Below are 25290 nucleotides of genomic sequence, written 5' to 3' on the forward strand. Positions count from 1 at the left end.
AGCTACCCGTGCACTGGGTCGATAGCCGCACATTGCCGACCTTGCTGGCAGCCTTGACTAACGCAGTCCGTGCATTTGCTGAGCCCGATCTATTTCATTCTGCCACCCCGGCTAAGGAGCTGCCCCAGCAGGGCTGGAGCCGGCAGAGGATCAGCCGGATCAGCCGATGAAGGAGTCAAACTGCATGTCGAATTCCTGCAGCGCTTTCTGCGCATTCTGCATCTTCTTGCGGAATTCAGGTCCCCGTTGCAGGGCCAGACCCACGGCCAGCACATCGATCACCACCAGGTAGGCCAGGCGCGCGGAAATCGGCGTGTAGGGGTCGGTGTTGAAGACCAGGTCGATCGGGATCAGCACGGTCGCCAGGTCCGCCAGCGGCGTGCCCGATGGCGCCAGCACGACGACGTCGGCGCCGCCGCGGCGCGCCAGTTTCACGGAGCGGACCAGGGCGGGGCTGTTGCCGCGCTGCGAGATGGCCACCAGGCAGTCGCCGCCGCGCAGCAGGGCTGCGGCGATGCTGTGGATGTTCGGGTCGCTGTAGGCGACCGTCGGCACGCCCGAGCGGAAGAACTTGTGCTGCGCGTCGGCCGCCACGATGCCCGACGTGCCCTGGCCATAGAATTCGATCTTGCTGGCGCGCGACAGGATGTCGAGCGCGCGCTGGATCGCTTCCGGATTCAGGTTGTTGCGCAAGTCGAGCAGGGTGTTGATGGAACGGCTGCAAATTTTATTCACCAGGTCGGCCGCCAGGTCGTCCTGCGCCGGCTGCTCGTTCGCGCCCGGCATGGCCAGGGCCAGGCCCTGTGCCAGCTTCAGCTTGAATTCATGCCAGCCGTCGTAGCCCAGGGTGCGGCAAAAGCGCACCACGGTCGGTTCCGACACCTGCGCGCTTTTCGCCAGCGCCGTGATGTTCTGGCTGACCGTCTGGTTCGGCTGGTCAAGCACGGCCAGCGCGACCTTTTTCTCCGACTTGGAGAGCGAATCGAGCTGGGTGCGGATGGAATCAAGCAGCATCAGGGTAGTCTTCTGGTAGGTGTTCAGGAGTGTGGGGATAATAGGTAAAGGGCCTGCCCCTCTGCGGGCAGGCCCCTGTTTTGCCTGTTAATCCTCGGGTAATGCTTCTTCACGCCACTGCAAGCCATCGCGGCCGATCAGGGCGCTGGCGGCTGCCGGGCCCCAGGTGCCTGCGGTGTACGGAATCGGCGCGCTGTCGTTCTGTTCCCAGTTGTCGAGAATCGGCTCGACCCATTCCCAGGCCGCTTCCAGTTCGTCGCCGCGCATGAACAGGGTCAGCTGGCCGCGCAGGACGTCGAGCAGCAAACGCTCGTAGGCGTCCATGCGCGGGGTCTTGAACGACTCGCGGAAATCGAGTTCCAGCTCCGCCGGTTTCAAGCGCATGCCGTCGCCTGGGGTTTTCGCCATCAGGTTCATGCGCAAGCCTTCGTCCGGCTGCAGACGGATCACCAGGCAGTTCGGCTGGAAGCTCGACGTGGGCTGGTTGAAAATCGAGTGCGGGATCTGCTTGAAGCGCACGACGATCTCGGCCAGGCTGTCGGCCATGCGCTTGCCCGTGCGCAGGTAGAACGGCACGCCGGCCCAGCGCCAGGTGTCGATCTCGGCCTTCAGCGCAACGAAGGTTTCGGTGCGCGAATGTTCCGGCGCATCGGGCTCGTCGCGGTAGCTCGGCACGGTGGCGCCGTCGACATGGCCGGCACGGTACTGGCCGCGCACGATGTTTTGCGCCAGGGTGGTGGGCGTGAATTTTTTCAGCGAGCGCAGTACTTGCAGCTTTTCATCGCGCACGGCGTCCGGCGCGATCGAGGTCGGCGGTTCCATGGCGACGATGCACAGCAGTTGCAGCAAGTGGTTTTGCAGCATGTCGCGCAGCGCGCCCGAGGTGTCGTAGTAACCCATGCGGTTGCCCACGCCCAGCTTTTCGGCGATGGTGATCTGCACGTCGGAAATCCATTCGCGGCGCCACAGCGGTTCGAACAGGATATTGCCGAAGCGCAGGGCCAGCAAGTTCTGCACGGTTTCCTTGCCCAGGTAATGGTCGATACGGTAGATCTGCGATTCCTGGAAAACCTTGCCCACTTCGGCGTTGATCTGCTTGGCGCTGGCCAGGTCGCGGCCCAGCGGTTTTTCCAGCACCACGCGCGAATTCGGCGTTACCAGGCCGTTCTCTTCCAGGTTGTCGCAGATCAGCGCGAACAAATGCGGCGGCGTCGCCAGGTAGTAAACGCGCGTCAGGTCGGCATCGCCGCGCAGCGCTTCGACCAGCGGCGCGTACGTGGCCGCATCGCTGGCGTTGAGCGACACATACACGATGCGCGCGCAGAATTTGCTCCAGGTGGCGGCATTCAGGGTGCTGGCCTTGATATGCGGGCGCGAGTTGGTTTCCACCATTTTCAGGAAGGCATCCTGGCCGCTGTCCTGGCGGCCCACACAGATGATGCGCGCCGTCGGCGGCAAATCGTTCGCGACGTCGCGCGCATACATTGCAGGCAACAACTTGCGCATTGCTAAATCGCCGCTGCCGCCAAACAGGACCAGGTCAAAATCGGTAAGTGCCATAAGTGAGTGTCGTCGCAAAAGTAAAAGGGCCGGAGCGGGGAGGAAGCCGACCGGAAGTGCCAGTCTGTCGCTACTATAATCGGTGGTGTAAATTTACTACGTAGAACAGGCAATTGCAAGAAATTTTACTACATTCCAGCCGCCATCGTCGCCATTTTGCCCGCTATGCATGCCTGCGATGCCGGCATGGCCATTATATGCCGTTCGCTGGCCTTGGTAGGCTATCGCTATTTGCACGCGGCGTTTCAAAGTAACCATGGTTGCCAGGGAAATTTCTAGTTCTCTACGTCATCATTTGCGCTGTAGCAACAGGCAAAGCAAGAAATGCTGTCAGGATCGCCGTTGGCAGCGTAAAGTAGCTTTGGAGAAAGTAAAAAACCGTATAATTCAAGCTCGAATCGATAGCAACTATTGGTTGTAAGAAATTGTACGATACACACTGCACCGCTAGCGCCGGCCATGCCCCGAACCCGCCATCCGACGTCCATGCGACGTGCAGTCCGCATTGTCCGCAGCATCAGGGGCAGGCGACTTAACTTTACAAGACGGCTCAAGGGGACACAATGAATTCAATGCAGCAAGATGTCGATGAACGCACCAGCCTGACAGGCAATAATAAATTCGAACTGTTCCTGTTCAAGCTGGGCACCAGTGATCACTCGACCAGCCGCGAACTGTTCGGCATCAATGTGTTCAAAGTCCGTGAAATCATGGAAATGCCTGCCATCACGGCGGTGGCCGGTTCGCACCCGCACATGCTGGGCGTGGTCAATATCCGTGGCCAGATCGTGCCCGTGATCGACCTGCCGATGGCGGTCGGCTGCAAGAGCAGCGGCTTGAAGATCCTGATGGTGACCGAATTTGCCCGCTCGACACAGGCGTTTGCCGTGGAAGAGGTCGACGAAATCGTGCGCCTGGAATGGAACCAGGTGCTGTCGGCCGAATCGAGCGTCGGTGGCGGCCTCGTCACCAGCATCGCCCGCCTCGATGGCGACACGGACAAGACGCGCCTGGCGCAAGTGCTGGACGTGGAGCAAATCCTGCGCAACGTGCTGCCGTCGGGCGATCCGGACGTGGACGAAAACAGCATCGGCCCGCAAGTGCGTTTGCCGGCCGGCGCCGTGATCCTCGCGGCCGACGATTCCTCGCTGGCCCGCTCGCTGATCGAGAAGGGCCTCGAAGCGATGGGCGTGCCTTTCATCATGACCAAGACGGGCAAGGAAGCGTGGGAACGCCTGCAGGCCATCTCGGCACAGGCGGCCACGGAAGGCAAGACGGCGAAAGACAAGGTCGCGCTGGTGCTGACCGACCTGGAAATGCCGGAAATGGATGGCTTTACCTTGACGCGCAACATTAAGAACGACGGCCGCTTCTCCAACATCCCCGTGGTGATCCACTCGTCGCTGACGGGCTCGACCAACGAAGACCACGTCAAGGGCGTGGGCGCCGATGGGTATGTGGCGAAGTTTGTGGCGGCTGAATTGGCCGAGACGATCCGCAAGGTATTGTCGCGGTAATCGGACGCGGCCATGGTCAACACGGTTGTCGGATTACGCGGGCCTTCGTCCCGCTAATCCGATCTACGCCGTTGCGCAAGAAAAAGCGCCGGACCCTCGCGGGTGCCGGCGCTTTTTTTTGCTGGCAAACGATTACGGCTGGTCCGCCACGCCTCTGGGCACGTGGCAGTCCGGTAGGTCGGATGAGCGCAGCGACGCTGCGCGTAATCCGACGCCGCCACGGTCAACAATGGTGTCGGATTACGCCTGGTAAGCTGTTTCCGGCTGGCCCGCCACGTCCACGCGCACGGACAGCACGTGGCCCGTCAACGGGTAGTCGGCGATTTCGGTGGCGGAGCGGTTGTGGCTGGCGCTGGTGATGTACAGGGTGCGCAGGTCGGGGCCGCCGAACGTCACCATGGTGGGGCAGCGCACGGGCACGGTGATTTCGCCCAGCAGGTGGCCGTCGGGAGCGAAGCGCAAGATCTTGCCGCCTTCAAACATGGCCGACCAGTAATTGCCTTCGCTGTCGACGGCCGCGCCATCGGGGCGCCCGCCGTAATCAAACGCTTTCTTGTCCGTGGAAAAGCGCTGGAACGGCTGCGGCGCGGAAATGGCACCCGTGGCCGCATCGAAATCGAAGCGGTCGATGCGGTGCGTGGTGGTATCCGAATGGTACATGGTGCGCTGGTCCGGGGAAAAGCCCAGGCCGTTCGAGACGGTCATGCCGCCCGACCAGACCTTGCGCACTTGTCCTTTTTCCAGCACGAACATTTCCGCCGCATCGGCGTTGCGCGGCTCGAAGATCGTGCCGACCCAGAAGCGGCCTGCCGGGTCGACCTTGCCGTCGTTGAAGCGGGTGGTGGCCATGTCGAACGGTGCCGGGGCGATTTCCGCCAGGCTGCCCGTCTTCGTGTCGAGGTGGGCGAAGCCGCTGCGCAAGGCCACGATCAGGCCGCCGCCGGCATTGATGGCCAGCGCCGACGGTTCCGTCGGCATGCTCCATTGGTCATGCTTGCCGCTGGCCGGGTGCAAGCGGTGCACGGCGCGGCCATCGATATCGACCCAGTACAGGGCCGCTTCCTTGCCATGCCAAAGCGGGCATTCGCCCACTTGCATGGCTTTGTCGCTGACTACTTTGATTTCGTAAATATTCATAAACCTCAATTAAGTTAGTACGCCGCCTTGGCGGCTTTCGCCAGGGCAATCAAGCCATTGGTCGAGCTGTCGTGGTGGTCGGGACGGGCTTCGCCCGTCAGTTCGGCCTGGATTTTCTTGGCCAGCACCTTGCCCAGTTCCACGCCCCACTGGTCGAAACTGTTGACGTTCCACAAGACGCCCTGCACGAAGGTCTTGTGTTCGTACAGCGCGATCAGGGCGCCCAGGGTGGTCGGGGTCAGCTGGTCCATCAGGATGGTGTTGCTGGGGCGGTTGCCTGGGAAAGTCTTGTGCGGCACCAGCGCTTCGATCTCGCTTTCCGGCAAGCCTTGCGCCTGTAAATCAAGGCGTACTTCATCGCCCGTCTTGCCCGTCATGAAGGCTTCCGACTGGGCGAAGCAGTTGGCCAGCAGGGCGTCGTGGTGGCCCGGCAAGTCGTGCGTGGCGCGCAGGGCGGCGATGAAATCGATGGGCGTGATGTCCGTGCCCTGGTGCAGCAGCTGGAAATACGCATGCTGCGCATTCGTGCCGCAATCGCCCCAGATGACGGGACCGGTCGGCACGCCGACGGGCTGGCCGTCCTTGGTGACGCGCTTGCCGTTGCTTTCCATGTCCAGCTGTTGCAGATAGGCGGCAAAGCGGCTCAAGTCCTGGTGATACGGCGCGATGGAAACGGAGCCGCAATCGAGGAACTGGCGGTTCCAGAAACCGACCATGGCCAGCACGACGGGCATGTTCTGTTCCAGCGGCGCCTGGCGGAAATGCTGGTCCATCGCATGCGCGCCGGCGAGGAAATCGCTGAAGTATTCGAAGCCGACGGACAGGGCCACGGCCAGGCCGATCGACGACCAGACGGAATAGCGGCCGCCGACCCAGTCCCAGAACGGGAACATATTGTCCGGCGAAATGCCGAAGTCGACGATGGCTTGCGTGTTGGTCGAGACGGCCACAAAATGCTGGGCCAGATCCTTTTCTTCGCCTTCGAGCAGGAACCAGGCGCGCGCTGTGTTGGCGTTGAGCATGGTTTCTGCCGTAACAAAAGTTTTCGAAGCCACGATGAACAGGGTCGTTTCCGGATCGACCTTGGACAAGGTCGCTTCCATGTCGTGGCCGTCGACGTTGGACACAAAGTGCATTTCCAGGCCCGGGTTGGCGTACGAGCGCAGGGCCAGGCACGCCATTTTCGGGCCCAGGTCCGAGCCGCCGATACCGATGTTGACGATGTCGCAGATCGGCTTGCCCGTGTAGCCGAGCCAGCTGCCATTGCGCACCTTGTCTGTAAATGCCTTGACGCGTTGCAGCACATCTTGCACGTCGGCATCGATATCCTGGCCATCGACGACCAGCTTGGTGCCGCGTGGCGCGCGCAAAGCCGTATGCAGAACGGCCCGATGTTCGGTAAGATTGATTTTCTCGCCAGTGAACATGGCTTCGCGCTGCGCTTCCACGCCGCGCTCGCGGGCCAGGTCCATCAGCAGGCCCATGGCCGTGGCGTCGACGCGGTTTTTCGAATAGTCGAGCAGCAGGCCGGCCGCATCGACGGTCATGCTGGAAAAGCGCGCGGGGTCGGCCGCGAACAGCTGGCGCAGATGCACTTCGCGCAGGCTGGCGCTATGCGCTTGCAGGGACTGGAAACTGGCGGTGGCGGTGATGGCAGGAGTAGGTGCTGGCTGGCGCATGGCGGTCGGCTTGGGTGCTTGTCTCGGTTGAAAGGAGCGCGGCGCGTTCGTCGTGGCGAACAGCGGATCCGGCATTGGTATGAGAATAATACATCAGAAAAACGTAATTTCACTACAGTTTGTGGCGCGAAGCGGATTTTGTTGTGCTTTTTTTAGCGATCGCGCCCATGACATATAAGAGCCATGTTGGTACGTGCCGATACGCGATATTTGCCGGGTTTGCCTTGATACGCCGCAATCCGTCGCTTATTTGTGTTGCTGGCCCATGCAAGAGTGCTTCTTCTTCACCATTTTGTAGTAAAATTTCACGAAATACTCATTTTTAAGGAAATCCATATGGCGCTGCATCCAGTAGTCGAATCCGTAACAGCGCGCATCATCGCGCGCAGCCGGCCATCGCGCGGCGCCTACCTGGCGCATCTGGATGCGGCCCGCATCCAGGGCGTGCAGCGCGGCGCCCTGTCGTGCACCAACCTGGCGCACGGCTTTGCCGCCTTTCCCGCCAACGACAAGCTGTCGCTGAAGGAATACAAGAAGCCGTCCGTGGCCATCGTGTCCTCGTACAACGACATGCTGTCGGCGCACCAGCCGTTCGAAGGCTTCCCGCAGATCATCAAGCAAGCCGTGCGCGAAGTGGGCGCCGTCGCCCAGTTCGCCGGCGGCGTGCCCGCCATGTGCGACGGCGTGACGCAAGGCCAGCCAGGCATGGAACTGTCGCTGTTTTCGCGCGACACCATCGCCATGTCGACTGCCGTGGCGCTGTCGCACAATATGTTCGACGCCGCCCTGTACCTGGGCGTGTGCGACAAGATCGTGCCGGGCCTGTTGATCGGCGCGCTGCATTTCGGCCACTTGCCGGCCGTCTTCGTGCCGGCCGGTCCGATGACGTCGGGCCTGTCGAACAAGGAAAAAGCCCAGGTGCGCCAGCTGTATGCGCAAGGCAAGGCCACGCGTGAAGACTTGCTCGAAGGCGAATCGAAAGCCTACCACGGCGCCGGCACCTGTACTTTCTACGGTACCGCGAACAGCAACCAGATGCTGATGGAAGTAATGGGCCTGCACATGCCTGGCGCCGCCTTCATCACGCCGAACACGCCGTTGCGCGATGCGCTCACAAGAGCCGCCTCCCAGCGCGCCGCCGTCATCACGGCGCAGAGCGGCAGCTATTTGCCGGTCGGCCATATCGTCGACGAGAAATGTATCGTCAACGCCGTCGTGGGCTTGCTGGCCACGGGCGGTTCGACCAACCACACCCTGCACCTGGTGGCGATCGCCAAGGCGGCCGGCATCGTCATCGACTGGAACGATTTCAACGAGCTGTCGGCCATCGTGCCGATGCTCACGCGCATCTACCCGAACGGCGACGCCGACGTGAACCATTTCCACGCGGCCGGCGGCACCGGTTACCTGATCCGCGAATTGCTGGACGCGGGCTTGCTGCACGAAGACGTCAACACCATTCTCGGCCACGGCTTGCGCGCGCACTGCATGGAACCGTTCCTCGGCGAAGACGGCAAGGTATTCTGGAAAGATGCACCGGCCGCCAGCGCCGACGAAAACGTGCTGCGCCCCGCTTCGAACCCGTTCGCGCCGGACGGCGGCATGGTCCTGGTCGCAGGTAACCTGGGCCGCGCCGTGATGAAGGTCTCGGCCGTCAAGCCGCAGCACCGCACGGTCGAAGCGCCGGCCCTCGTGTTCAATTCGCAGGAAGATTTCATGGCCGCCTACAAGGCGGGCACCTTGGACCGCGACTTTGTCGCCGTGCTGCGCTTCCAGGGCCCGCGCGCCAACGGCATGCCGGAACTGCATGCGCTGACGCCGGCGCTGGCCAACCTGCAGGATGCGGGCCGCCACGTGGCGCTCGTTACCGATGGCCGCATGTCGGGCGCGTCGGGCAAGGTGCCGGCCGCCATCCACGTGTCGCCTGAAATCCTCGCCGGCGGCCCGCTGGGCCTCGTGCGCGACGGCGACATCATCCGTCTCGACGCCTTCACCGGCGTGCTCGAGGCGCTGGTGCCGGCCGACGTCTGGCACGCCCGTTCGCTGGTGACGGCAGACCTGTCGCCGAACCACATCGGCATGGGCCGCGAGCTGTTTTCCATGTTCCGTTCCACCGTCAGCGCGGCGGAAGAAGGTGCCACCACCTTCGGCCTGCCGTCGCCGATTCCCACCACCGTCGCCTTGCACGACGCCGACAATGTCGGTGACACCGTACCGGGTTCCGATGAAGACTTTTTGGCTAGGAAATAAGAGATGACCATGACACTACTGGAAATTATGCGCACCTCGAGCGTGATCCCCGTGATTGCGATCGACGATCCTGAACACGCCGTACCGCTGGCGCGCGCGCTGGTGGCGGGCGGCATCCGCGTGCTGGAAGTAACCCTGCGCACCAAGCATGGCCTGGAAGCGATCCGCGCCATGTCGGAAGTACCGGGCGCCATCGTCGGCGTGGGCACCTTGACCCGTCCCGAGGAATTCGTCCAGGCGCGCGATGCGGGCGCCGTGTTCGGCGTGTCGCCAGGCCTGACGTCGGCCCTGGTGGCGGCGGCGAAAAGCAGCGGCTTGCCATTGCTGCCAGGCGTGATGACGCCAGGCGAAGTGATGGCGGCGCGTGAAAACGGCTTCCAGCAGCTGAAACTGTTCCCGGCCGTGCCGGCCGGCGGCATCGGCATGCTCAACGCGATTTACGGCCCGCTGCCGGACATCACGTTCTGCCCGACAGGCGGCATTTCGCAAGAGACGGCGTCGCAGTTCCTGGCGTGCAAGAACGTCGCCTGCGTGGGCGGGTCGTGGCTGACGCCGAAAGACGCGATCGCGGCCGGCAACTGGGACCGCATCACGGAAATCGCCAAGGCTGCCAGCGGCCTGCGTTCCGCCTAGTCGTACCTGACATAAGCTACGCGTGTCGCGCTTTGCGGCCTGCGATGCTCACCGTGCCTTCGTATCATTGTGCTTCTTGGGCACAAGGGGGCGCCGAACCTCGCTGCCGCTCGCTACGCTTCTGTCAGGTACTTGCAGTTATAGTATTCGGCAGGCTTTTATGCCTGCCGCGCTTTCTTCACTTCTTCTTATGCGAGTCTTGCGCCGCCCCCTCACCATCGGCGAAACCGCCATGGCCCGCAGCGTCTTCCAGGGCGCCATCGACTACGCGCGCGTGCGCGTCGTGCGCGGCTCTTTTCTACCGTTCGGCTTGCAGGACCAGAACACGGCGATGACGCCGCGCGGCAGCCTGCACTTCATGCCGGTCCAGTACCGCGACGATTTCTCGCGCGAAGGCAATGGCGGCAAGCTGTTCTTCATCCATGAAATGGTGCACGTGTGGCAGTACCAGCTCGGCTACAGCGTGCTGCTGCATGGCGTACTGCTGGCGCTGGGCGGCGGCTACATCGGGCAGCGCGCCTACCGCTACGATGCGCAAGCGGGCGGCGTCCTGTCCGACTTCAACATGGAGCAGCAGGGCGACATCATCGCCCACTACTTCGGCGCGCGCCAGCTGGGCATTCCCACCTACGTGGCCAAGCTGCCGCAGCTGCAGGATATCCTGCAAGGCTTCCTGATTAATCCCGCCGACCGGCTGCTGCTGCCGCGCTGACGCCACCGCTGATGCCACTGTTACGGTGTCGTGTTCGACGCCAGGCGCATGTCCGGCGCGCGCAGGCTGGCCGCCGCATCCTTGCCCAGCAATAAACGCAGGTCGGCGCCCGCGCCGATGCCGCCGTCGTCCGCCGCTTGCAGCTGCGGCATGCCGCCCAAGGCCAGGGCCAGGGCGGCCGCTGCCTCGGCGTGACCGGGGCGGTAGACGATGCTGCTGGCCTGGACGCCGTACGGTCGCTGGTTGCCCAGCCGCAGCACGCTGATGCCCATGCCGCCCAGCATGCCGCGCATGCGCGCCGCCATCCCCGTTTCGCCATTGCCGTTGATGACTTCCAGCCGTGGCAGGGTTGTCACCGGTGCCACCGGTTTTGCCGGGGTTGGCAAGGCGGCTTGCGCCGCCACAGGAGCGTCGCGCCAGCTCAGCGTGAAGATATTCGGCTGCAACTGCGTCAGTTGCAGGCGGCTGGCAGGCGCCGCTGGCGCGGGCGCCGGCGTTAGGTCGGGCGCGATGGTCTCCGCGGTGGCATCGACCGTGCCGATGCTGCGCGCCAGCGCCGCGATGGCCAGGTCCAGGTTGGCGCGCGCCGGCTGCTGGCCGTTGTCGAGCTGCAGCGACTGGCGCAGCACGCTGGCCGCCTGCGCGTAATCGCCCTGCAGGTACAGTACGTAGCCGAGATTGTTGTAGGCCCTGGCCGTCGGGGTCTCTTGTGCCAGCGCCTGCAGCATGCCGCGCGCCGTTTCCAGCTGGCCCAGCTGCGCATGCAGCACGGCGGCGCCATTGCGCGCATCGGCCGAGTCGGGCGTCAATAGCAGGGCTTCGCGATAGGCTGCCATCGCCGCGCGCGGGTCGCCCAGTTCCTGCATGCGCTTGCCCAGCTTGCAGAAAGCGGCGCTGCGGGTGGCGGGGCTGTCATCGATGTGCGATTGCGGTGGCGCAGCATGATTGCTCTGAGTGGCCGGGCCGGGCAGGTGGCCGCAGGCGGGCAGCAGGCCGGCGCAGGCGAACATGAGCATCAGGGTGGTGTGCTGTGACATGGCGGTTCTCCGGTCAGCTGCCGCTGCCCATGCTGGGCAGGAGCACGCGGTAGATTTGCAGGAAGGCTGGTCCCATCAGGACGACCAGCAGCGAAGGAAAGATGAAAAAGATCAGCGGGAACAGCAGCTTGAGGGCGATCTTCGCCGCTTCTTCCTCGGCCATCTGGCGGCGCTTGGTGCGCAGCTGGTCCGACTGCACGCGCAGCGAGGAGGCGATGCTGGTGCCGAAGCGTTCGGCCTGGATCAGCATGGCCACCAGCGCGTCGACATCCTCGACCCCCGTGCGCAGGGCCAGGTTGCGCAGCGCCCGCTCCTTGGTGTTGCCGGCGCGCAGTTCCAGCATCACCAGATGCAGTTCCTCGGCCAGCACGGCGCTTTTCAGGGCGATTTCGGCCGCTACCCTGGCCAGCGCCGCATCCATGGCCAGGCCCGCTTCCACACACACCGTCATCAAGTCCAGCGCATCGGGAAAGCTTTCGAAGATGTCGCGCTGGCGCCGCTTGATCATTTGCGCCAGGACGATATTGGGCAGGTAGTAGCCGATGGCGGCCACGATGAGCAGCCAGAACAGCAGCGCCTTGCCGGCCACCTGGCTGCCCGACGCGCTCAGTCCCAGGAACAGCAGCAGCGGCAGGCCGATGGCCAGCATGGTCTTGGCGGAAAAGAACAGGATGGGCGCCGACGCCTGGCGCAGGCCGGCATTCATGAAGCGCCGGCGCATCACGGAGCCTTCCCAGCCCTGGTCGGGCAGCGACAGTTTGGCCAGCGGGCCGCTCAGGCGCACCATGCGCGCCAGCCAGGGGCTGGGCGCGGAGGCGCCAGGCGCCGCCGCGCTCTTGCCGGTGGCATTGTCCATGCGCTGGCGCAGGGGATCGGGGGCAAAGCTGCGCATGGCCACCAGCACAGTGCCGAAGACAGCGATGAAGAGCAGGGCGAGAAAGGCGAAATGGACGGGATTCATGAGGATTCTCCTTGCGGGCTCAGACGCGGATGCGGATGATATTGCGCATGACCAGGATGCCGCACACCATCATCACCAGTGCGCCGACGAGCATCTTGCGTCCGCCCGGATCGACGAACAGCATTTCCAGGAATTGCGGATTGGTCAGCTGGATCATGGCCGCCGCGCCGAAGGGCAGCAGCGATAAAATCCAGGCCGACAGCTTGCCTTCGGCCGACAGCACGCGCACCTGTCCCAGCAGCTTGATGCGTTCGCGGATGATGCGGCTGATGCTGTCGAGCAGCTCGGCCAGGTTGCCGCCCGTTTCCCGCTGGATCAGCACGGCGATGACGAAGTAGCGCAAGTCCGTGCTGGGCACGCGCGTGGCCAGGTTCATCAGCGCGTCCTGCATGGCGATGCCGAAATTGACTTCGTCGAAGGTGGCGCGAAATTCCACGGCCAGCGGCGCGTTCATTTCATCGCCGACCATTTTCAGGGCCGTGGGGAAGGCGTGGCCGGCACGCAGGGCGCGCGCCATCAGGTCCAGCGCATCGGGCAATTGCTGCTCGATGCGCTGCAGGCGCTTGGCCTTGGCGCGCAAGACCACCAGCAGCGGCAGCAGGGCCGCGCCGGCCACCAGCGGCAGGCGCAGCAGCCACGGTACGCCGAAGTAGCTGAGCAGCAAAAATGCGGCGCCGGCCGAGGCCAGCATCACGCCGGCGAAGCTGGCCACGCTCCAGGTCATGCCCGACTGTTCCAGCAGGCGGTCGAGCGCATGCACGCGGGGCACGCTGAGCAGCACGCGCTGCAGGGACGGGGTGTCGCTCAGCAGGCGCTTCTTGATCATCGAACTGCCCGTCTCGCCATGCGCGCCGGCCGACATGATGCGCAGGCGGCGCGCGACCCTTTCCGCTTCCGGGCCGCGCGAGGTGTTCCACGCCAGGTACACGCCCTCGATCAGCAGTACCACGGCGATAAAGGTGAGAATGGCGAATACGTAATAGAGATAGTCCATGATGCTCCCCTTAATGGTACTGGCGGGCGGGATCGAACAGGGTTTCCGGCAGGCTGATGCCGAAGGCGCGCAGGCGTTCCAGGAAGCGCGGCCGCACGCCGCTGGCATGGAAATGCCCCTGCACCGTGCCGTCTTCGCCGATGCCCGTCTGGCGGAAGGTGAAGATTTCCTGCATGGTGATCATCTCGCCTTCCATGCCGGTGATTTCCTGGATCGAAATGATCTTGCGCTTGCCGTCCGTCAGGCGCGCCACCTGCACCACCACGCTGATGGCGGAACTGATCTGCTGGCGCATGGCCTTCACTGGCATGCCCGCCGAGGCCATGCTGATCATGTTTTCCAGCCGCGTCAGCGCGTCGCGCGGGGTGTTCGCGTGGATGGTGGCCATCGAGCCTTCGTGGCCCGTGTTCATGGCGCCCAGCATGTCGAGCGCCTCGGCGCCGCGCACCTCGCCCAGGATGATGCGGTCGGGGCGCATGCGCAGCGCGTTGCGCACCAGCGCCCGCTGCGTCACTTCGCCCTTGCCCTCGATATTCGGCGGGCGCGTTTCCAGGCGCACCACGTGCGGCTGCTGCATCTGCAGTTCGGCCGCGTCCTCGATGGTGACGATGCGCTCGGCCGTGCTGATGAAGCCGGAAATCGCATTGAGCATGGTGGTCTTGCCGCTGCCCGTGCCGCCCGAGATCAGGATGTTGACCTTGGCCTTGCCCAGCGCCTGCAGGGTGGTGCTCATTTCCTCCGTGAGGCTGTGCTTGAGCATCAGGTCCGCCAGGCGCAGCGGCTGGGCCGAGAAGCGGCGTATCGACATCACGGGGCCGTCGATGGCCAGCGGCGGGATGATGGCGTTCACGCGCGAACCGTCGGGCAGGCGCGCATCGACCATGGGACTCGATTCGTCGATGCGCCGGCCCACGCGCGAGACAATCTTGTCGATGATTTTCATCAAATGCGCATCGTCGGTGAAGCAGATGTCGCTCAGCTCCAGGCGGCCATGGCGCTCGACATACACCTGGCGGTAGGTGTTGACGAGGATGTCGGACACGCCGGGATCGGCCAGCAGCGGCTCGAGCGGGCCGAAGCCGAGCACCTCGTCCTGGATGTCGCGGATCAGCGAGCGCCGTTCCAGCTCGTTGATCACCACATTGTCTTCCGTGAGCACGTCGCTGACGAGGATTTTCAGCTCTTCGCGGATCTGCTCGCGCGACAGGCGCTGCATGCCTTCCAGGTCGACGCGGTCGAGCAGCGCCTGGTGGGTGCGGTGCTTGAGCTGCTGGTAGCTCTGGCTCGATGCGCCCTGGTGCGCGGCATCGTCATTCAGGGCGGCATCATCCTGGGCATAGCCCAGGCGGTCCCGCAGGGTGAGTTTTTCGGCAGTCATGGTCGGTCTCCGGTAAATGTAGGGGATCAAGCGCGCGCCAGCAGCCGCGAAACCCAGCCCTGCGCGGCGGGCGGGGTTTCGCCGGCCATGCTGGCGGCCAGTTCCTGCAGGGCGCGCGAGACGGCGTTGTGCGGCGTCAGCTTGAGGATGGGCACGCCCTGGCTGACGGAGGCCGCCACCGCCTCGTAGTGGTTGGGGATGGATTTGTAGACGTGCTTGCCATACGCCGCTTCGAGATCGGCCACGCGGATGCTGTCGCTGCTGGCATAGCGGTTCAGGATCAGGCGGATCTTGTCTTCGCGGTAGCCGAGGCCGCGGAACACGTCGAGCAGCCGTTTGCCGTCGCGCACATACGGCAAGGTTGCCTGCAGCACGGGGAAGATCAGGTCGGCCCGATCCAGCGCGCGCACGCTGACGGGGTCGAGTCCGCGCCCCACGTCGAGCACGATGTAGTCGTACTGGCTGCGCGCCAGGGTCAGCAAGCGGTCGATATGCTCGGCTTCGACGTCGGCCGCGTGGGCCGGGTCGTCGGCGGCGGCCAGCACGCTGTAGGCGGGCGTGATCTGGATCATGCTGGCGGTCAGCAGCGAAGCGTCGAGGCGCACGATCTGCTGCGACAGCTGCGACAGAGTGGTGGCCGGCTTGTGGTCCGAGACGAACAGCGCGGCGTCGCCGAACTGCAGGTTCAGGTCGAACAGCGCCACCTTGCGCTGTTCGCCGGCGGCCAGCGCGTAGCCGAGGTTGGCGGCGATGAAGGTGGCGCCGCTGCCGCCCTTGCACGAGACGAAGGCCAGCACCTGGCCCTTGCGCGTGACCTGCTTCTGCAGTTTTTCCTCGATGCGGCGCAAGGCGGCGCACAGGGCCGCGTCGTCGTCCGGCTGCAGTACTTCGCGCACGCCGGCGCGCATCGAGCGCAGCAGGAATTGCGGACTTTGCTGTGGGCATTGCACGATGATGGCCAGGTTCGGATGGCGTCCGCCCAGCAGCTCGAGCTGTTCCAGCTCCGCCTCGCCCGTCTGCTCCTGCTCCAGCAGCAGCAGGTCCGGCGTGACGCCGTTGTCGAATACATCGGGTATGCTCGCCAGCAGGGTGACGCGGTCGGCCGTGCTGCGTTCGCGCAGCAAGCGGGTCAGCCGTTTGAGCTGGGCTTCATTCTTCGAGACGATGACGATATTCACTTGGTACTCCCCGGTAAAGGTGTTCAGTTGATCTGGAAGCCCAGGCTTTCGGCGTGCATGACCACCACCGAGGCTGGTACGGCGATATTGAGAAAACCGAACAGGCTGACCATCGGCGTGTAGCTGACGTTGTCGATCGATACGCGCACGCTGTCGATGCAGCTGGCCGTGCGCGTGATGTCGCCGCAGGCCGACAGGTTGTCGCCCGGGTCCGTCGGCGGCAAGGTCACTTCGGCGCCGCTCTTGTTCAGGTAGCGGATGGTGATGTTGGCGGCCGTCAGTTCCGGCGCGGCCGGCAGGGCCGTGCCGCCGAACAGGGCCAGGGTCTTGATGGCGTCGGTCTCGTCGATCCAGCGCACCACCGCTTCGCGCGCTGCGCGGCGGGTCACTTCCTGCGCCGTGTTGTACAGGTACAGCATGCGGCCAAATTCGAGGATGCCGAACAGCAGCGTGAAAAACAGCAGCGACACCAGGGCGAATTCGACGGCGGCGGCGCCGCGCTGGCGCCCGGCTGGAGGAGACGATGAAAGGCGGTGGCGCATGGCGTTCTCCTTACAGCATGTAGCGCATGGTGGTGCGCGGCGAGAGCGGCGTGGCATAGCTGCTGGCCGCGCCGATCACGAAGGGCAGGTACTGGCCCACCGACAGCGTGTAGTTGACGACTTCGACGCGGATGCCTCCCGGCGCCGTGCCATCGTTGCAGTTGCTGTCGTTGAATGCCGCGTCCAGGCAGGTGACCGTCACGTTGGCCGTGGTGAAGTCGCTGATGCCGGCGCTGAGGGCCGCATCGACCACGGTCTGTCTGGCCGCCGGCACGCCCTGCGAGGCGATGCCGGCCTTGGCCTTGACGGACATGTTGCGCGCCGCGTCGCGCGTGGCCTTGGTCAGCGCGTCGTAATACCAGAAGGCGCGGCCGAAGCCGAAGATGCCTGCCAGCAGGGTGATCAGCAGGGCCAGCACGATGCCGAATTCGACGGCGGCGCCGCCGCGCTGCCTGAGGGGGGAGTGGTGGATGCGCATGGCCGCCTCACTTGTAGAGTTTGATTTCGGAATTCGGCACGGGCTCGATCAGGCCCGCGAACTCGACGTCGAGGCGCTTGGTGCCGCCGCTGAAATCGGCTTTCATCGTCATGAAGAATTTGCCGATACCGACCGCGTTCATGGTGCCGCACGAAGCCGGCCCCACGGGCGCCGTGCGGCAGTCGACCAGCACCACGTTGAGGATGCGCCGGTTGCGCTGGCCCGGATGGGCCACCGAGGGCGCCTGGAACGTGGGGCCGCTGGTCTGGTTGTAGGGCGAAGGCGGCGTGCCGGCCGGGAAGCTGGCACCGGCGCTGGTCGGATAGCTGGCGGTGTCGAAGTAATTCGCCTTGGCCGTGCTGTACATGGGGTTGGCGTTGCCGTCCGCGACGCTATACGCGGTGCCCGCCTTGGCCGGGGTGGCGCCATTGCTTTGATAGGCGGGGCCGTACGACCACAGCACGCCGTAGCCGCCGAACTGGGCGAACGCGGCCGAGGGAGCGGGCACCGTGCCGGCCGACGGCAGCTGGTAATTCGGCTTGCTGCCGGCAAGGCTGACGGACTGCTGGCTGGGCAGGGTGCTGGCGCCCGGCTGCATCCAGCCGGTGGGCGGCGAGTTGGCGGCGCTGGCGGCGCAGGGCGACGCGCCGCCCACGCATGGATATTCCTTGATGTTGGTGTCGGGCGGCGCCGTCACCGGGTCGCACACGGATGGCCCGCCGTAATCGTCGAAGCGCGAATTGAGCGAAGCGGCCAGCGAGGCCGACAGGCCCGTATTCGTGTAGACCTGGCCCGTGCCGCTGGTGATGACGGCGCTGCTGCCCGTGCACATGAAGGGCGCGGTGGAGGCGGCGCTCGCATGCGAGGCGCTGCAGCTGCCGGGCGGGGCGTCGACTGGGTTGATCAGGTAGGGGTCGGACGGGCCGCCCAGCGGATTGAGGCCGAACAGGTTGTAGGTGACGCCGCGGCGGAAGCCGAATTCCAGCAGCTCCGTCAGGCCCGTGCCGGCCGGCGCGGCCGGATACGTGTATTGCGCCGTCTTGTTGGCCGGATCGACGGCGCACACGCCGATCGGCGTGACGTCGTTGACGAAGCGGCCCGCCACGGCCACACCCGAGGTGCTGGTGCTGGCGATGCCGGCGATGCCCATCAGATAAGTGGCGAAGGTCTTGCTGCCCGTGTCGACGCGGATGAAGGTTTGGCCCTGGGGGCTGGTGCGGGCGCTGGCGCCGGACGACCAGGGGCCGTCCGGGCTGGAGCCGAAGCTGATGTTGGCGGCCGTGATGGTCAGCGTGGTGGAAAAGTCGTAGCGGTTCTTTTGCGCGATGGCGATGGCCTTGGCCTGCGCGTTGTCGATGCCGGTGGCGCTTTGATTGAGTTCGACGGCGCCTGCCAGCGCGGCGCTGTCGGCGCCGTTCTGCAGCTCCGCCTTGGCGATGTACAGGTGGCCCAGGTCCAGTACCAGGCCGCCCATGGCAAACAGCACCACCAGAGTCAGCCCCAGCACGATGGCGATCGCGCCCTGCTGCTTGTCGTGCCTGCGAAATGCGGTGTTCATGGCTGTCTCCTGGTGGCCTGGGGGGAGGGCGTCGCGGAACCGGCGCCTATTGGCGTCCGCCCACGCCGATGGTGAAGACATTCGGTTGCGGTTCCGGCGCCGCGAACGATTTCTGGTAGCGCTGGTAGGCGCTGGCGCCGGCCTTGCCGTCGATGCCGCTGACCGGGTTGGCATTGCGGTAGGCGTCCGGATACATGATCTGCTGCGCCTTGAGCAGGGCCACGGATTCGCCGAAGTGCGAATCGAGCACGGGCGTGGTGGTGGCGGCGCAGCCGGCCAGCAGGCATGACAGGATGGCGCAGGGCAGGCAATGTGCGGTTTTCATGGTGTTCTCCTATTTGAGGTCGAAGCCGGCGGCAGGCTGGGGCGCGGCCGCTTGCGGCTGCATGGGCGCTGCTGGCGCAGGTGCCGCTGCGGGCGCGGGCGCGCTGCCTTCCATTTTTCCCTGCATGAACATGTCGCCGCGCGTCGGCTGGATGTAGCCGTCGGTGGGCAGCTTGTAGTCGGGCGGCAGCGGCTTGACCAGGTGCGGCGTGATGATGAAGACCAGTTCCGAGCGGTCCGTCTGGAAGTCCGTGCTGCGGAACAGGGCGCCCAGCACGGGCACTTCGCCCAGGCCTGGCAGGGCCTTGATATTGCTGGTCACGTTGTTCTTGATCAGGCCGCCGATGGCGAAGCTCTGGCCATCGAACAGCTGCACCGTAGTGGTGGCGCGCCGCGTCGTAAACGACGGCAGGATGGCCGTGGCCGAGATGCCGGTGGCCGTGATGCCGATGCCGTCCTTGTTCAGGTCCGACACTTCCGGCGCCACCTTCAGGTTGATGCGCCCCCCTTCGAGCACGGTGGGCGTGAATTTCACGGCCACGCCGAACTCCTTCTCTTCCAGGGTGATGGTGGGCACGCCGTTATTGTTGGTCTGGCTGACGGGGATGAAGATTTTGCCGCCGGCCAGGAAGCTGGCCTCCTGGCCGCTGATGGCCATGATGTTCGGTTCTGCCAGCACCTTGATCAGGCCATCGCGTTTTTGCGCGTCGAGGTTGAAGAAGTTGTTCTTGCTGGCGCCGCTCAAGCCGCTGGGATTGTTGCTGAGCAGACTGGACAGCAGCGAATACGACCAGCTGCCGATGGTCTTGTTGATGCCCAGGCTGGCGCCCAGCTGGTCGACCAGCACTTTCGACACTTCGGCCACCTTCACTTCCAGCATCACCTGCTGCGGCGCGGCGATCGACAGCAGGTTGATCACGCGCGGCGTGCCCGCATCGGGCGCGGCGGCGGGAGCGGCAGCGGAGGCACCTGCGGCGGGTGCTGCGCCCGAGGCGGCGCTGCCGCTGCGGGCGCTGCGCTGCACATAGGCGTTGGCCAGCGACAGGGCCTGGTCGGCCTTGACGACGTCGCTGACCATGCCCGACAGGATCAGGGTGTCGCCCGCCACCGTGACGTTGATCTTTTCGTTCGGCAGCAGCTCGGCCATGCGCGCCTGCAGGCTGCTGCTGTCGATGCCGACGGCCAGGTCGATGATGGTGGCGTCATTGCTCTTGTTCCACAGGATCAGGTTGGTGGTGCCGACGGAACGCCCCAGCAGGTAGACCTCGTTGGGATTGAGCAGGATGACGTCGGCGATGCGCGGGTCGCCGACGGACATGCGGCTGGCGGCGAACGGCAGGCGCATCAGGGTCGACTTGCCTTCGGCCAGGCTCATTTGCGGCGCCATCTCGGTGCGGCCGGCGCGCGATTCGCTTTGCGGCGGGGTGGCCTTGGGCCGGGTGGTGGCGCGGCTGCTTTTGGCTGTCCCGGTGTCGGCGGCGGTGGCGGTGGCGGCGACGGGTTCGCCGCGCGCCTGGGGCGCCAGGGCGCCGATCATGGCGAGGGCAAGCGCCAGGCTGAGTACCCGGCTTCCGCTTGCTGTGCAATATGTGCTCATGGCGTGACTCCTCTGGTGCAGGTTAGAATTGTTGGGAGCTGCGTTCCAGCCCCTTGATGACATCGACCCTTGGACCGGCCTGTGGCGCAGGCGCGGCGGCGGGACGGCGGCGTGGCAGCGGCTTGGCTTGCACCATGGCGGCGGGGGTTGCCATGGCGACTTTTTCATCGAGCAAGCTGGACTTGGTGGCGCCTTCCGTGTTGACGGGCTTGTCCTCGACCTGGTTGCGCAGCACCAGCGACAGGGTGCCCACGCTGCGTGCCAGGTCGAGTTTTTCCGCCTGGTCCGGCGTCAGCTCCAGGGTCACGGCGTTGACCACCTTGGGCTTGGTGTCGTCGCGGCTCGATTCCTGGGCGATGGCCAGCACGAGGATGCGTTCGAGCACGATCTTGGAAATGTTCGGATCGCGGTCCGGCGTCTTGCGGGCCCCTTCGCCCTGGGTGTTGACGAGAATGTCGACGAAATTGCCGGGCAGGGCGAAGCCGGCCACGCCCACCACGTCGTTGACGCGCACGGTCATGGCGCGCTTGCCTTCGGCGACGACGGCCGACAGGCCGCCCTGCGTGCCGGGAGGCGCCAGCTTGCCTTCCATGATCGGTTCGCCGTGCTGGATGCTGGTGCGCGTGACGCGCGTTTCCAGCAGTTTCGGATCGTTGATGGCGCCCGGCGGCAGCGCGTTCGATGGCCAGTCCACCATGCGCACCATGTCGGGCGTCAGGCGCGCCCCGAGGCTGATGTCGACCTGGGCCACGGCCACCTTGTTGATGTTGCCCGAGGCTTGGGCATTGATCCAGCGCGCGGCCACGATGACCGCGGCGAACGCCAGGATGACCGCAATGGCCATCATCGTCAGAGCGCGTGCGTTTCTCATTTTGCTTCCCCTTTGTGCTGGACCGCTTCCGGTCCGGTGTGTGTGCTTGCAAGGTCGTCATCGCTGCCGAAATAGTTTTTCCATGCCCACAGCAGCCCTTCCGGCGACAGCTGCGCCGCGTGGTCTTCATAGCGCGCCTGGTCGCAGATCTGCGCCAGGATGTCGCGCGGATAGCAGGCCATCAAGGGCCTTCCGTACTGGCTGTGCAGGTGCAGCAGGTAGGTGTAGGAGGCTTCGTCGAAATTGATGCCCAGCTGGGCGCAGGTGCTGCGGAACACGGCCAGGTAGTGGTAGGCGCTCAAGGGCCCCACATGGATTTTGTAGCCGATGCGGCGCAGGAAGGAGTCGTCGGCCAGGTGCTGCGGCGCCAGGTTCGACGAGAACACGACGATCACGTCGAAGGGCACGGGGAATTTGTAGCCCGTGTGCAGCGACAGGTAATCGATGTGGCGCGCCATCGGCACGATCCAGCGGTTCATCAGCTCCACGGGCGAGCAGCGCTGGCGGCCCAGGTCGTCGATGATGAAGATGCCGTTGTTGGCCTTCAGGTGCGGCGGCGCCTGGTACAAACGGGTGCCTTGGTCGAATTGCAGGTCCAGCATGTCGAGCGTCAGCTCGCCGCCCGTCAGCACGGCGGGGCGCTCGGCGCGTACCCAGCGCGGGTCGGATGGCACCGGGCCGCCGCGCGACACGGTGTGCAGCATGGGGTCGAGGAAGGGCAGCACTTCGCCGTCGACCATCACGGCATGCGGCAGGGCGATGGCGCCGCTGAGCAGACCGTTCAGGCGCTCGGCCAGGTAGCTCTTGCCGCTGCCGGCGGGGCCGTGGAAGAACAGGGCGCGCCCGGAGTTCATGGCCGCGCCCAGCTGATCGAGCACGGCCGAACTGGCCACCACGTTGCGGAATTCGCGCTGCACGTCGTCGCGGGTGACATGCATGTCCGCCACGCTTTGCGCCAGCACCTGATTGCTGTAGTCGGCCAGGGTGACGGGCGCGGGACCGCTGTAGGCATTGCGGCGCATGTACTCGGCGGCGCGCAGGCGGCCCTGGTCGCCCAGCATATAGGACAGGTCGGCGTCGGTGCCGCTGCCGCCGTTGCGGCGCGCTTCGCACAGCTTTTCGGCGCGCATGAAAGTGAGCAGCGGCTCGAGCACGCCGGCGCCCAGCTTGACGTGCGTCGACAGGGCGGGCAGGCCGATCTGGCCGCGCAGGAAGAGTATCTTGACCAGCAGTTCGACCAGGAACAGGAAGGGCAATCCCGTTTCCTCGACCGTGCGTGGCGCGCGCTTGGCGGCCGGTTCGACGCCGCCGCCGTCGCTGCGTTCTGGATAGGTGTCAGGCATGATGGGTGCTCCTCGCTCGGGTGGCCGGATATCAGAAAATGAAGGGCAGCAGGCGGTACTTCACCTGGCGCATGTAGACGCGATAGCGCACGTCGGTGGACAGGAAGCGCTCTTCGCGCAGCAGGCGCATCACCATCATGCTCATCGTCGCGGCATAGATGACGGTGTTGGTGGGCGAGGTGTTGGCCAGCAGGTAGCCGCTCAGGGAAATCAGGTAGCTGGCATACAGCGGATGGCGTATCACGCGGTAGACGCCGCCCGTCTTGATCTCGCGCTGCGCCGCCACCAGGCCGAAGCTGCGGTTCAGCGACAGCAGGCCGGCGATCTGCAGCAGGCTGCCGACGGCCAGCAGGTAGCGCGCGCCTGGCCAGATGGCCATGTCGGCGGGAGACAGCAGGAAGGGGGCGAAGGTGGCGCCGATGGCCAGCAGCCAGTCGCCCGCATCGGTGGAGACGCTGACTGGAGCCGAGCGCACGATGAAGAACAGGGCGGCCAGGGTTTCGGCGGCGCAGAACAGCAGATAGCTCCAGTCGCCGCTGTGCAGGAATCCCACCACGTGCGCGCTGGCGAAGAACGCCCACAGGCAAGCCATGGCGATGCTGGTGCACAGGCTGGCGTGGCGCGAGTGGCAGAAAGTAGCGAGGGTGTCCATGGTCGGGTCCTAGGGTGGCGGGTCGTCGGAGCGGCGCGTTTCAGCGCAGGCTCCACAGGTGGTTGTAATGCAGGAACAGCTGCAGCGTGGTGCCGCTGGCAATGGCGAAGGCGTAGGCCAGCTTGCCGGTGGCGGGCGGCGGTTCGGCGATCGTGGCGGCGCCGCCGGCCAGGCTGTGCAGCAGCGCGCCCAGCATCATGTGGTAGGTGTTTTTCAGCACCTGGCGCAGGCGCTGGCCGGCCAGCGCTGCGGCCAGGGCCAGCACGCCGCCGCACAGGAAGGTGAGCAGGACCGCTTCGAGCACGGCGTCGGGACCGAGGAAGGCGCCGCACATGGCCATCAGCTTGACGTCGCCGGCGCCCAGGGCGCGCAGCAGGTACATGGGCAGCAGCAGGGCCAGTCCGGCAGCGGCGCCGGCCAGCGCCTGCAGCAGTCCCAGGCCGCCGAAGGCCGCGTCGAACAGGCCGGCGCCCGACGGTACGAAGCTGTTGAGGATCAGTCCCGCCAGGGTGCCCCACAGCACCAGAAGGTTGGGGATGCGGCGTGTGCGCAGGTCGTGCCACAGGGCGGCAGCGAGCAGGGCGGCCAGTACGGCCAGGCACAGCAGCATGGGCAGGTAGGCGTTCATGACGTCAGTCCTTCCTTGCCCATGCAGGGCGCCGTGGCCAGGTGCACGACCGGTGCCGCGGCCTGGCTGGCCAAGAGCCGTCCCACCAGGCGCCACACCAGCGCCGCGCCGGCCGCGCCGACATAGCCGTCGAGCGCATAGTGCCAGCCCAGGTGGATGGAGCCGAGCAGGATCAGTACGGCGAAGGCGGACAGGGCGATCCCGGCGGCGCGGCTGACGTTCCAGCCCACGATGGCCATCAGCACGGCCGTGGCCACATGCATGCTGGGCATGGCGGAGATGCCCAGTTCGCCGTGTGCGCCCTTGCTTTGATAGCCTTGCCACAGCATGTCCTGCACCTGCAGGGCCCAGACGGGAACGTGCTGGTTGGCCTCTTGCAGGTAAGCCATCAGCGGCGCATACGGATCGCTGGCGTGCAGGTGGCCGTAGTAGCAGGGACCGACGGAGGCAAACAGCACGGCCAGGATGCTGCCCAGGGCGATCCAGGTCAGCGCAAAGCTGAGCAGGAACTGCATGCGCAGCAGCGGGCGGCGCGTGTCGAGAATGAGCCAGTACAGGATGGCGTAGAACAGGAAGAACCAGAGGTGGTAGCTGAAGTTGAGCAGGCCCGTGACCAGCGGATGGCCCAGCAGCGGCTGCAGCCTTGCCCACGGGGCCATGCCGCCGTGCAGCGCGATGTCCCAGGCCGACAGGGTGGCATCCCAGGTGTAGGAGTGCAGGCGCGGGATGGCGCCCTTGATGACGGTGAAGCTGGAGGCGAAGACGGGGATCAGCAGCATGGCCGGCAGCGCGTGCAGCAGGCGCTCGTTGCTCAGGTAGCGGCGCAGATCGTGGTACAGATAGTGGCACAGGCGGTGCGGGCGTTTCATCACCATGACGTGGATGGTGTAGCCGCACAGGATGAAGACGGGACCGGTGAGGATGGCCACGAGGAAGCCGGCCAGCACGTTGAAGATGTCCGCTGCGCTGGGCAGGCCGCCTGCCAGCAAGGTCGCCACGGCGGCGTACGACAGCACGATCAGCAGCAGGGCGCGGTGGGTGCGCAGCGAGGCGCGCAGGGTGTTCATGACAGGGCCAGGACCACTTGGTCCTTGACGTAGACAAACAGCAGCTTGACCTGGTCGCCAAGCAGGGCGATCGTGACCACCAGCACTGCCGCGATCAGGCCCGCCAGCAGCGCGTATTCGATCGCGGTGACGGCGGACTCGTCGGATAAACGGCTGAAGAGAGATTTCACGATGGGCCTC

Annotated in this window: 24 protein-coding genes; 4 read left to right on the forward strand and 20 right to left on the reverse strand. The window is 65.2% G+C overall.

Annotated elements, in window-relative coordinates; translation table 11 throughout:
* Window positions 1-159: 159 nt before the first annotated feature.
* Together ACQ4WO_RS03765 and zwf are read right to left on the reverse strand one after the other, a co-directional pair.
* Window positions 160-1014 carry an SIS domain-containing protein gene (locus ACQ4WO_RS03765; RefSeq protein WP_034750862.1) on the reverse strand — a complete coding sequence of 285 codons (855 nt, stop codon included), beginning with the start codon at window positions 1012-1014 and terminating at the stop codon, window positions 160-162.
* Between the two features lie 87 nt (window positions 1015-1101).
* Window positions 1102-2574, reverse strand: a complete 1473-nt coding sequence (gene zwf, locus ACQ4WO_RS03770) for a glucose-6-phosphate dehydrogenase (RefSeq protein ID WP_436480282.1) — start codon at window positions 2572-2574, stop codon at window positions 1102-1104.
* A 563-nt stretch (window positions 2575-3137) separates the two neighbouring features.
* Between zwf and ACQ4WO_RS03775 the strand changes: the two genes are divergently transcribed.
* A complete protein-coding gene (locus ACQ4WO_RS03775) occupies window positions 3138-4091 on the forward strand; it encodes a chemotaxis protein (protein WP_034750860.1) in 954 nt (317 codons plus the stop codon).
* A 240-nt stretch (window positions 4092-4331) separates the two neighbouring features.
* Here ACQ4WO_RS03775 and ACQ4WO_RS03780 read toward each other — a convergent pair whose 3' ends face one another.
* Entirely contained in the window at window positions 4332-5228 is an 897-nt protein-coding gene (locus ACQ4WO_RS03780) for an SMP-30/gluconolactonase/LRE family protein (RefSeq protein ID WP_436480283.1), read from the reverse strand.
* Between the two features lie 14 nt (window positions 5229-5242).
* Entirely contained in the window at window positions 5243-6907 is a 1665-nt protein-coding gene (pgi, locus tag ACQ4WO_RS03785) for a glucose-6-phosphate isomerase (RefSeq protein WP_436480284.1), read from the reverse strand.
* A 336-nt stretch (window positions 6908-7243) separates the two neighbouring features.
* Here pgi and edd point away from each other — a divergent pair, with 336 nt between their 5' ends.
* The 3 genes from edd (at window position 7244) to ACQ4WO_RS03800 (ending at window position 10502) form a co-directional block, all read left to right on the forward strand.
* Window positions 7244-9157 (forward strand): phosphogluconate dehydratase, encoded by a 1914-nt coding sequence (gene edd / locus ACQ4WO_RS03790; protein ID WP_436480285.1) that lies wholly within the window; start codon window positions 7244-7246, stop codon window positions 9155-9157.
* Window positions 9158-9160: 3 nt separating this feature from the next.
* Complete coding sequence (eda, locus tag ACQ4WO_RS03795; protein WP_436480286.1) at window positions 9161-9790, forward strand: bifunctional 4-hydroxy-2-oxoglutarate aldolase/2-dehydro-3-deoxy-phosphogluconate aldolase; 630 nt, start codon at window positions 9161-9163, stop codon at window positions 9788-9790.
* 199 nt (window positions 9791-9989) lie between these two features.
* A complete protein-coding gene (locus ACQ4WO_RS03800) occupies window positions 9990-10502 on the forward strand; it encodes a Rhs element Vgr protein (RefSeq protein WP_436480287.1) in 513 nt (170 codons plus the stop codon).
* Window positions 10503-10522: 20 nt separating this feature from the next.
* Here ACQ4WO_RS03800 and ACQ4WO_RS03805 read toward each other — a convergent pair whose 3' ends face one another.
* Genes ACQ4WO_RS03805 through ACQ4WO_RS03880 form a run of 16 tightly spaced genes read right to left on the reverse strand, consistent with a single transcriptional unit; the run spans window position 10523 to window position 25280 of the window.
* Window positions 10523-11539, reverse strand: a complete 1017-nt coding sequence (locus ACQ4WO_RS03805; RefSeq protein ID WP_436480288.1) for a LytR C-terminal domain-containing protein — start codon at window positions 11537-11539, stop codon at window positions 10523-10525.
* A 13-nt stretch (window positions 11540-11552) separates the two neighbouring features.
* Window positions 11553-12500, reverse strand: coding sequence for a type II secretion system F family protein (locus ACQ4WO_RS03810; protein ID WP_139091496.1), 948 nt, complete (start codon window positions 12498-12500; stop codon window positions 11553-11555).
* Between the two features lie 19 nt (window positions 12501-12519).
* Window positions 12520-13494, reverse strand: coding sequence for a type II secretion system F family protein (locus ACQ4WO_RS03815; RefSeq protein ID WP_436480289.1), 975 nt, complete (start codon window positions 13492-13494; stop codon window positions 12520-12522).
* Between the two features lie 10 nt (window positions 13495-13504).
* Complete coding sequence (locus tag ACQ4WO_RS03820; protein WP_436480290.1) at window positions 13505-14872, reverse strand: TadA family conjugal transfer-associated ATPase; 1368 nt, start codon at window positions 14870-14872, stop codon at window positions 13505-13507.
* Window positions 14873-14898: 26 nt separating this feature from the next.
* Window positions 14899-16050 (reverse strand): CpaE/TadZ family protein, encoded by a 1152-nt coding sequence (locus tag ACQ4WO_RS03825; protein WP_436480291.1) that lies wholly within the window; start codon window positions 16048-16050, stop codon window positions 14899-14901.
* A 23-nt stretch (window positions 16051-16073) separates the two neighbouring features.
* Window positions 16074-16592 (reverse strand): TadE/TadG family type IV pilus assembly protein, encoded by a 519-nt coding sequence (locus ACQ4WO_RS03830; protein ID WP_436480292.1) that lies wholly within the window; start codon window positions 16590-16592, stop codon window positions 16074-16076.
* A 10-nt stretch (window positions 16593-16602) separates the two neighbouring features.
* Window positions 16603-17070: a TadE/TadG family type IV pilus assembly protein gene (locus ACQ4WO_RS03835; RefSeq protein WP_034750833.1), complete on the reverse strand. Its 468-nt coding sequence runs from the start codon at window positions 17068-17070 to the stop codon at window positions 16603-16605.
* Between the two features lie 7 nt (window positions 17071-17077).
* Window positions 17078-18628 carry a pilus assembly protein TadG-related protein gene (locus tag ACQ4WO_RS03840; RefSeq protein ID WP_436480293.1) on the reverse strand — a complete coding sequence of 517 codons (1551 nt, stop codon included), beginning with the start codon at window positions 18626-18628 and terminating at the stop codon, window positions 17078-17080.
* Between the two features lie 46 nt (window positions 18629-18674).
* Window positions 18675-18953 carry a hypothetical protein gene (locus ACQ4WO_RS03845; RefSeq protein WP_436480294.1) on the reverse strand — a complete coding sequence of 93 codons (279 nt, stop codon included), beginning with the start codon at window positions 18951-18953 and terminating at the stop codon, window positions 18675-18677.
* A 9-nt stretch (window positions 18954-18962) separates the two neighbouring features.
* The gene (locus ACQ4WO_RS03850; protein ID WP_436480295.1) at window positions 18963-20549 is read right to left on the reverse strand and encodes a type II and III secretion system protein family protein; all 1587 of its coding nucleotides are present in this window, start codon (window positions 20547-20549) and stop codon (window positions 18963-18965) included.
* A 22-nt stretch (window positions 20550-20571) separates the two neighbouring features.
* Window positions 20572-21420: a Flp pilus assembly protein CpaB gene (gene cpaB, locus ACQ4WO_RS03855; protein ID WP_436480296.1), complete on the reverse strand. Its 849-nt coding sequence runs from the start codon at window positions 21418-21420 to the stop codon at window positions 20572-20574.
* A complete protein-coding gene (locus tag ACQ4WO_RS03860) occupies window positions 21417-22763 on the reverse strand; it encodes a DUF8689 domain-containing protein (protein WP_436480297.1) in 1347 nt (448 codons plus the stop codon). The genes cpaB and ACQ4WO_RS03860 overlap by 4 nt, the downstream gene beginning before the upstream one ends.
* A 31-nt stretch (window positions 22764-22794) precedes the next feature.
* The gene (locus ACQ4WO_RS03865; protein WP_436480298.1) at window positions 22795-23415 is read right to left on the reverse strand and encodes a methyltransferase family protein; all 621 of its coding nucleotides are present in this window, start codon (window positions 23413-23415) and stop codon (window positions 22795-22797) included.
* A gap of 40 nt (window positions 23416-23455) precedes the next feature.
* Window positions 23456-24043, reverse strand: a complete 588-nt coding sequence (locus ACQ4WO_RS03870) for a prepilin peptidase (protein WP_436480299.1) — start codon at window positions 24041-24043, stop codon at window positions 23456-23458.
* Entirely contained in the window at window positions 24040-25110 is a 1071-nt protein-coding gene (locus ACQ4WO_RS03875; RefSeq protein ID WP_436480300.1) for a phosphatase PAP2 family protein, read from the reverse strand. Before ACQ4WO_RS03875 ends, ACQ4WO_RS03870 begins: the two co-directional genes overlap by 4 nt.
* The gene (locus ACQ4WO_RS03880) at window positions 25107-25280 is read right to left on the reverse strand and encodes a Flp family type IVb pilin (RefSeq protein ID WP_436480301.1); all 174 of its coding nucleotides are present in this window, start codon (window positions 25278-25280) and stop codon (window positions 25107-25109) included. Before ACQ4WO_RS03880 ends, ACQ4WO_RS03875 begins: the two co-directional genes overlap by 4 nt.
* Between the last annotated feature and the right edge of the window lie 10 nt (window positions 25281-25290).

This window comes from Janthinobacterium aestuarii (assembly GCF_051380835.1).
In the GTDB taxonomy this organism is placed as follows: domain Bacteria; phylum Pseudomonadota; class Gammaproteobacteria; order Burkholderiales; family Burkholderiaceae_D; genus Janthinobacterium; species Janthinobacterium aestuarii.

Excerpts from the sequence above, each read along its gene's own strand:
- ACQ4WO_RS03765 (WP_034750862.1), bottom strand. The coding sequence starts at position 1,014 with ATGCTGCTTGATTCCATCCGCACCCAGCTCGATTCGCTCTCCAAGTCG.
- zwf (WP_436480282.1), bottom strand. The coding sequence starts at position 2,574 with ATGGCACTTACCGATTTTGACCTGGTCCTGTTTGGCGGCAGCGGCGAT.
- ACQ4WO_RS03775 (WP_034750860.1), top strand. The coding sequence starts at position 3,138 with ATGAATTCAATGCAGCAAGATGTCGATGAACGCACCAGCCTGACAGGC.
- ACQ4WO_RS03780 (WP_436480283.1), bottom strand. The coding sequence starts at position 5,228 with ATGAATATTTACGAAATCAAAGTAGTCAGCGACAAAGCCATGCAAGTG.
- pgi (WP_436480284.1), bottom strand. The coding sequence starts at position 6,907 with ATGCGCCAGCCAGCACCTACTCCTGCCATCACCGCCACCGCCAGTTTC.
- edd (WP_436480285.1), top strand. The coding sequence starts at position 7,244 with ATGGCGCTGCATCCAGTAGTCGAATCCGTAACAGCGCGCATCATCGCG.
- eda (WP_436480286.1), top strand. The coding sequence starts at position 9,161 with ATGACCATGACACTACTGGAAATTATGCGCACCTCGAGCGTGATCCCC.
- ACQ4WO_RS03805 (WP_436480288.1), bottom strand. The coding sequence starts at position 11,539 with ATGTCACAGCACACCACCCTGATGCTCATGTTCGCCTGCGCCGGCCTG.
- ACQ4WO_RS03810 (WP_139091496.1), bottom strand. The coding sequence starts at position 12,500 with ATGAATCCCGTCCATTTCGCCTTTCTCGCCCTGCTCTTCATCGCTGTC.
- ACQ4WO_RS03815 (WP_436480289.1), bottom strand. The coding sequence starts at position 13,494 with ATGGACTATCTCTATTACGTATTCGCCATTCTCACCTTTATCGCCGTG.
- ACQ4WO_RS03820 (WP_436480290.1), bottom strand. The coding sequence starts at position 14,872 with ATGACTGCCGAAAAACTCACCCTGCGGGACCGCCTGGGCTATGCCCAG.
- ACQ4WO_RS03830 (WP_436480292.1), bottom strand. The coding sequence starts at position 16,592 with ATGCGCCACCGCCTTTCATCGTCTCCTCCAGCCGGGCGCCAGCGCGGC.
- ACQ4WO_RS03835 (WP_034750833.1), bottom strand. The coding sequence starts at position 17,070 with ATGCGCATCCACCACTCCCCCCTCAGGCAGCGCGGCGGCGCCGCCGTC.
- ACQ4WO_RS03840 (WP_436480293.1), bottom strand. The coding sequence starts at position 18,628 with ATGAACACCGCATTTCGCAGGCACGACAAGCAGCAGGGCGCGATCGCC.
- ACQ4WO_RS03845 (WP_436480294.1), bottom strand. The coding sequence starts at position 18,953 with ATGAAAACCGCACATTGCCTGCCCTGCGCCATCCTGTCATGCCTGCTG.
- ACQ4WO_RS03850 (WP_436480295.1), bottom strand. The coding sequence starts at position 20,549 with ATGAGCACATATTGCACAGCAAGCGGAAGCCGGGTACTCAGCCTGGCG.
- cpaB (WP_436480296.1), bottom strand. The coding sequence starts at position 21,420 with ATGAGAAACGCACGCGCTCTGACGATGATGGCCATTGCGGTCATCCTG.
- ACQ4WO_RS03860 (WP_436480297.1), bottom strand. The coding sequence starts at position 22,763 with ATGCCTGACACCTATCCAGAACGCAGCGACGGCGGCGGCGTCGAACCG.
- ACQ4WO_RS03865 (WP_436480298.1), bottom strand. The coding sequence starts at position 23,415 with ATGGACACCCTCGCTACTTTCTGCCACTCGCGCCACGCCAGCCTGTGC.
- ACQ4WO_RS03870 (WP_436480299.1), bottom strand. The coding sequence starts at position 24,043 with ATGAACGCCTACCTGCCCATGCTGCTGTGCCTGGCCGTACTGGCCGCC.
- ACQ4WO_RS03875 (WP_436480300.1), bottom strand. The coding sequence starts at position 25,110 with ATGAACACCCTGCGCGCCTCGCTGCGCACCCACCGCGCCCTGCTGCTG.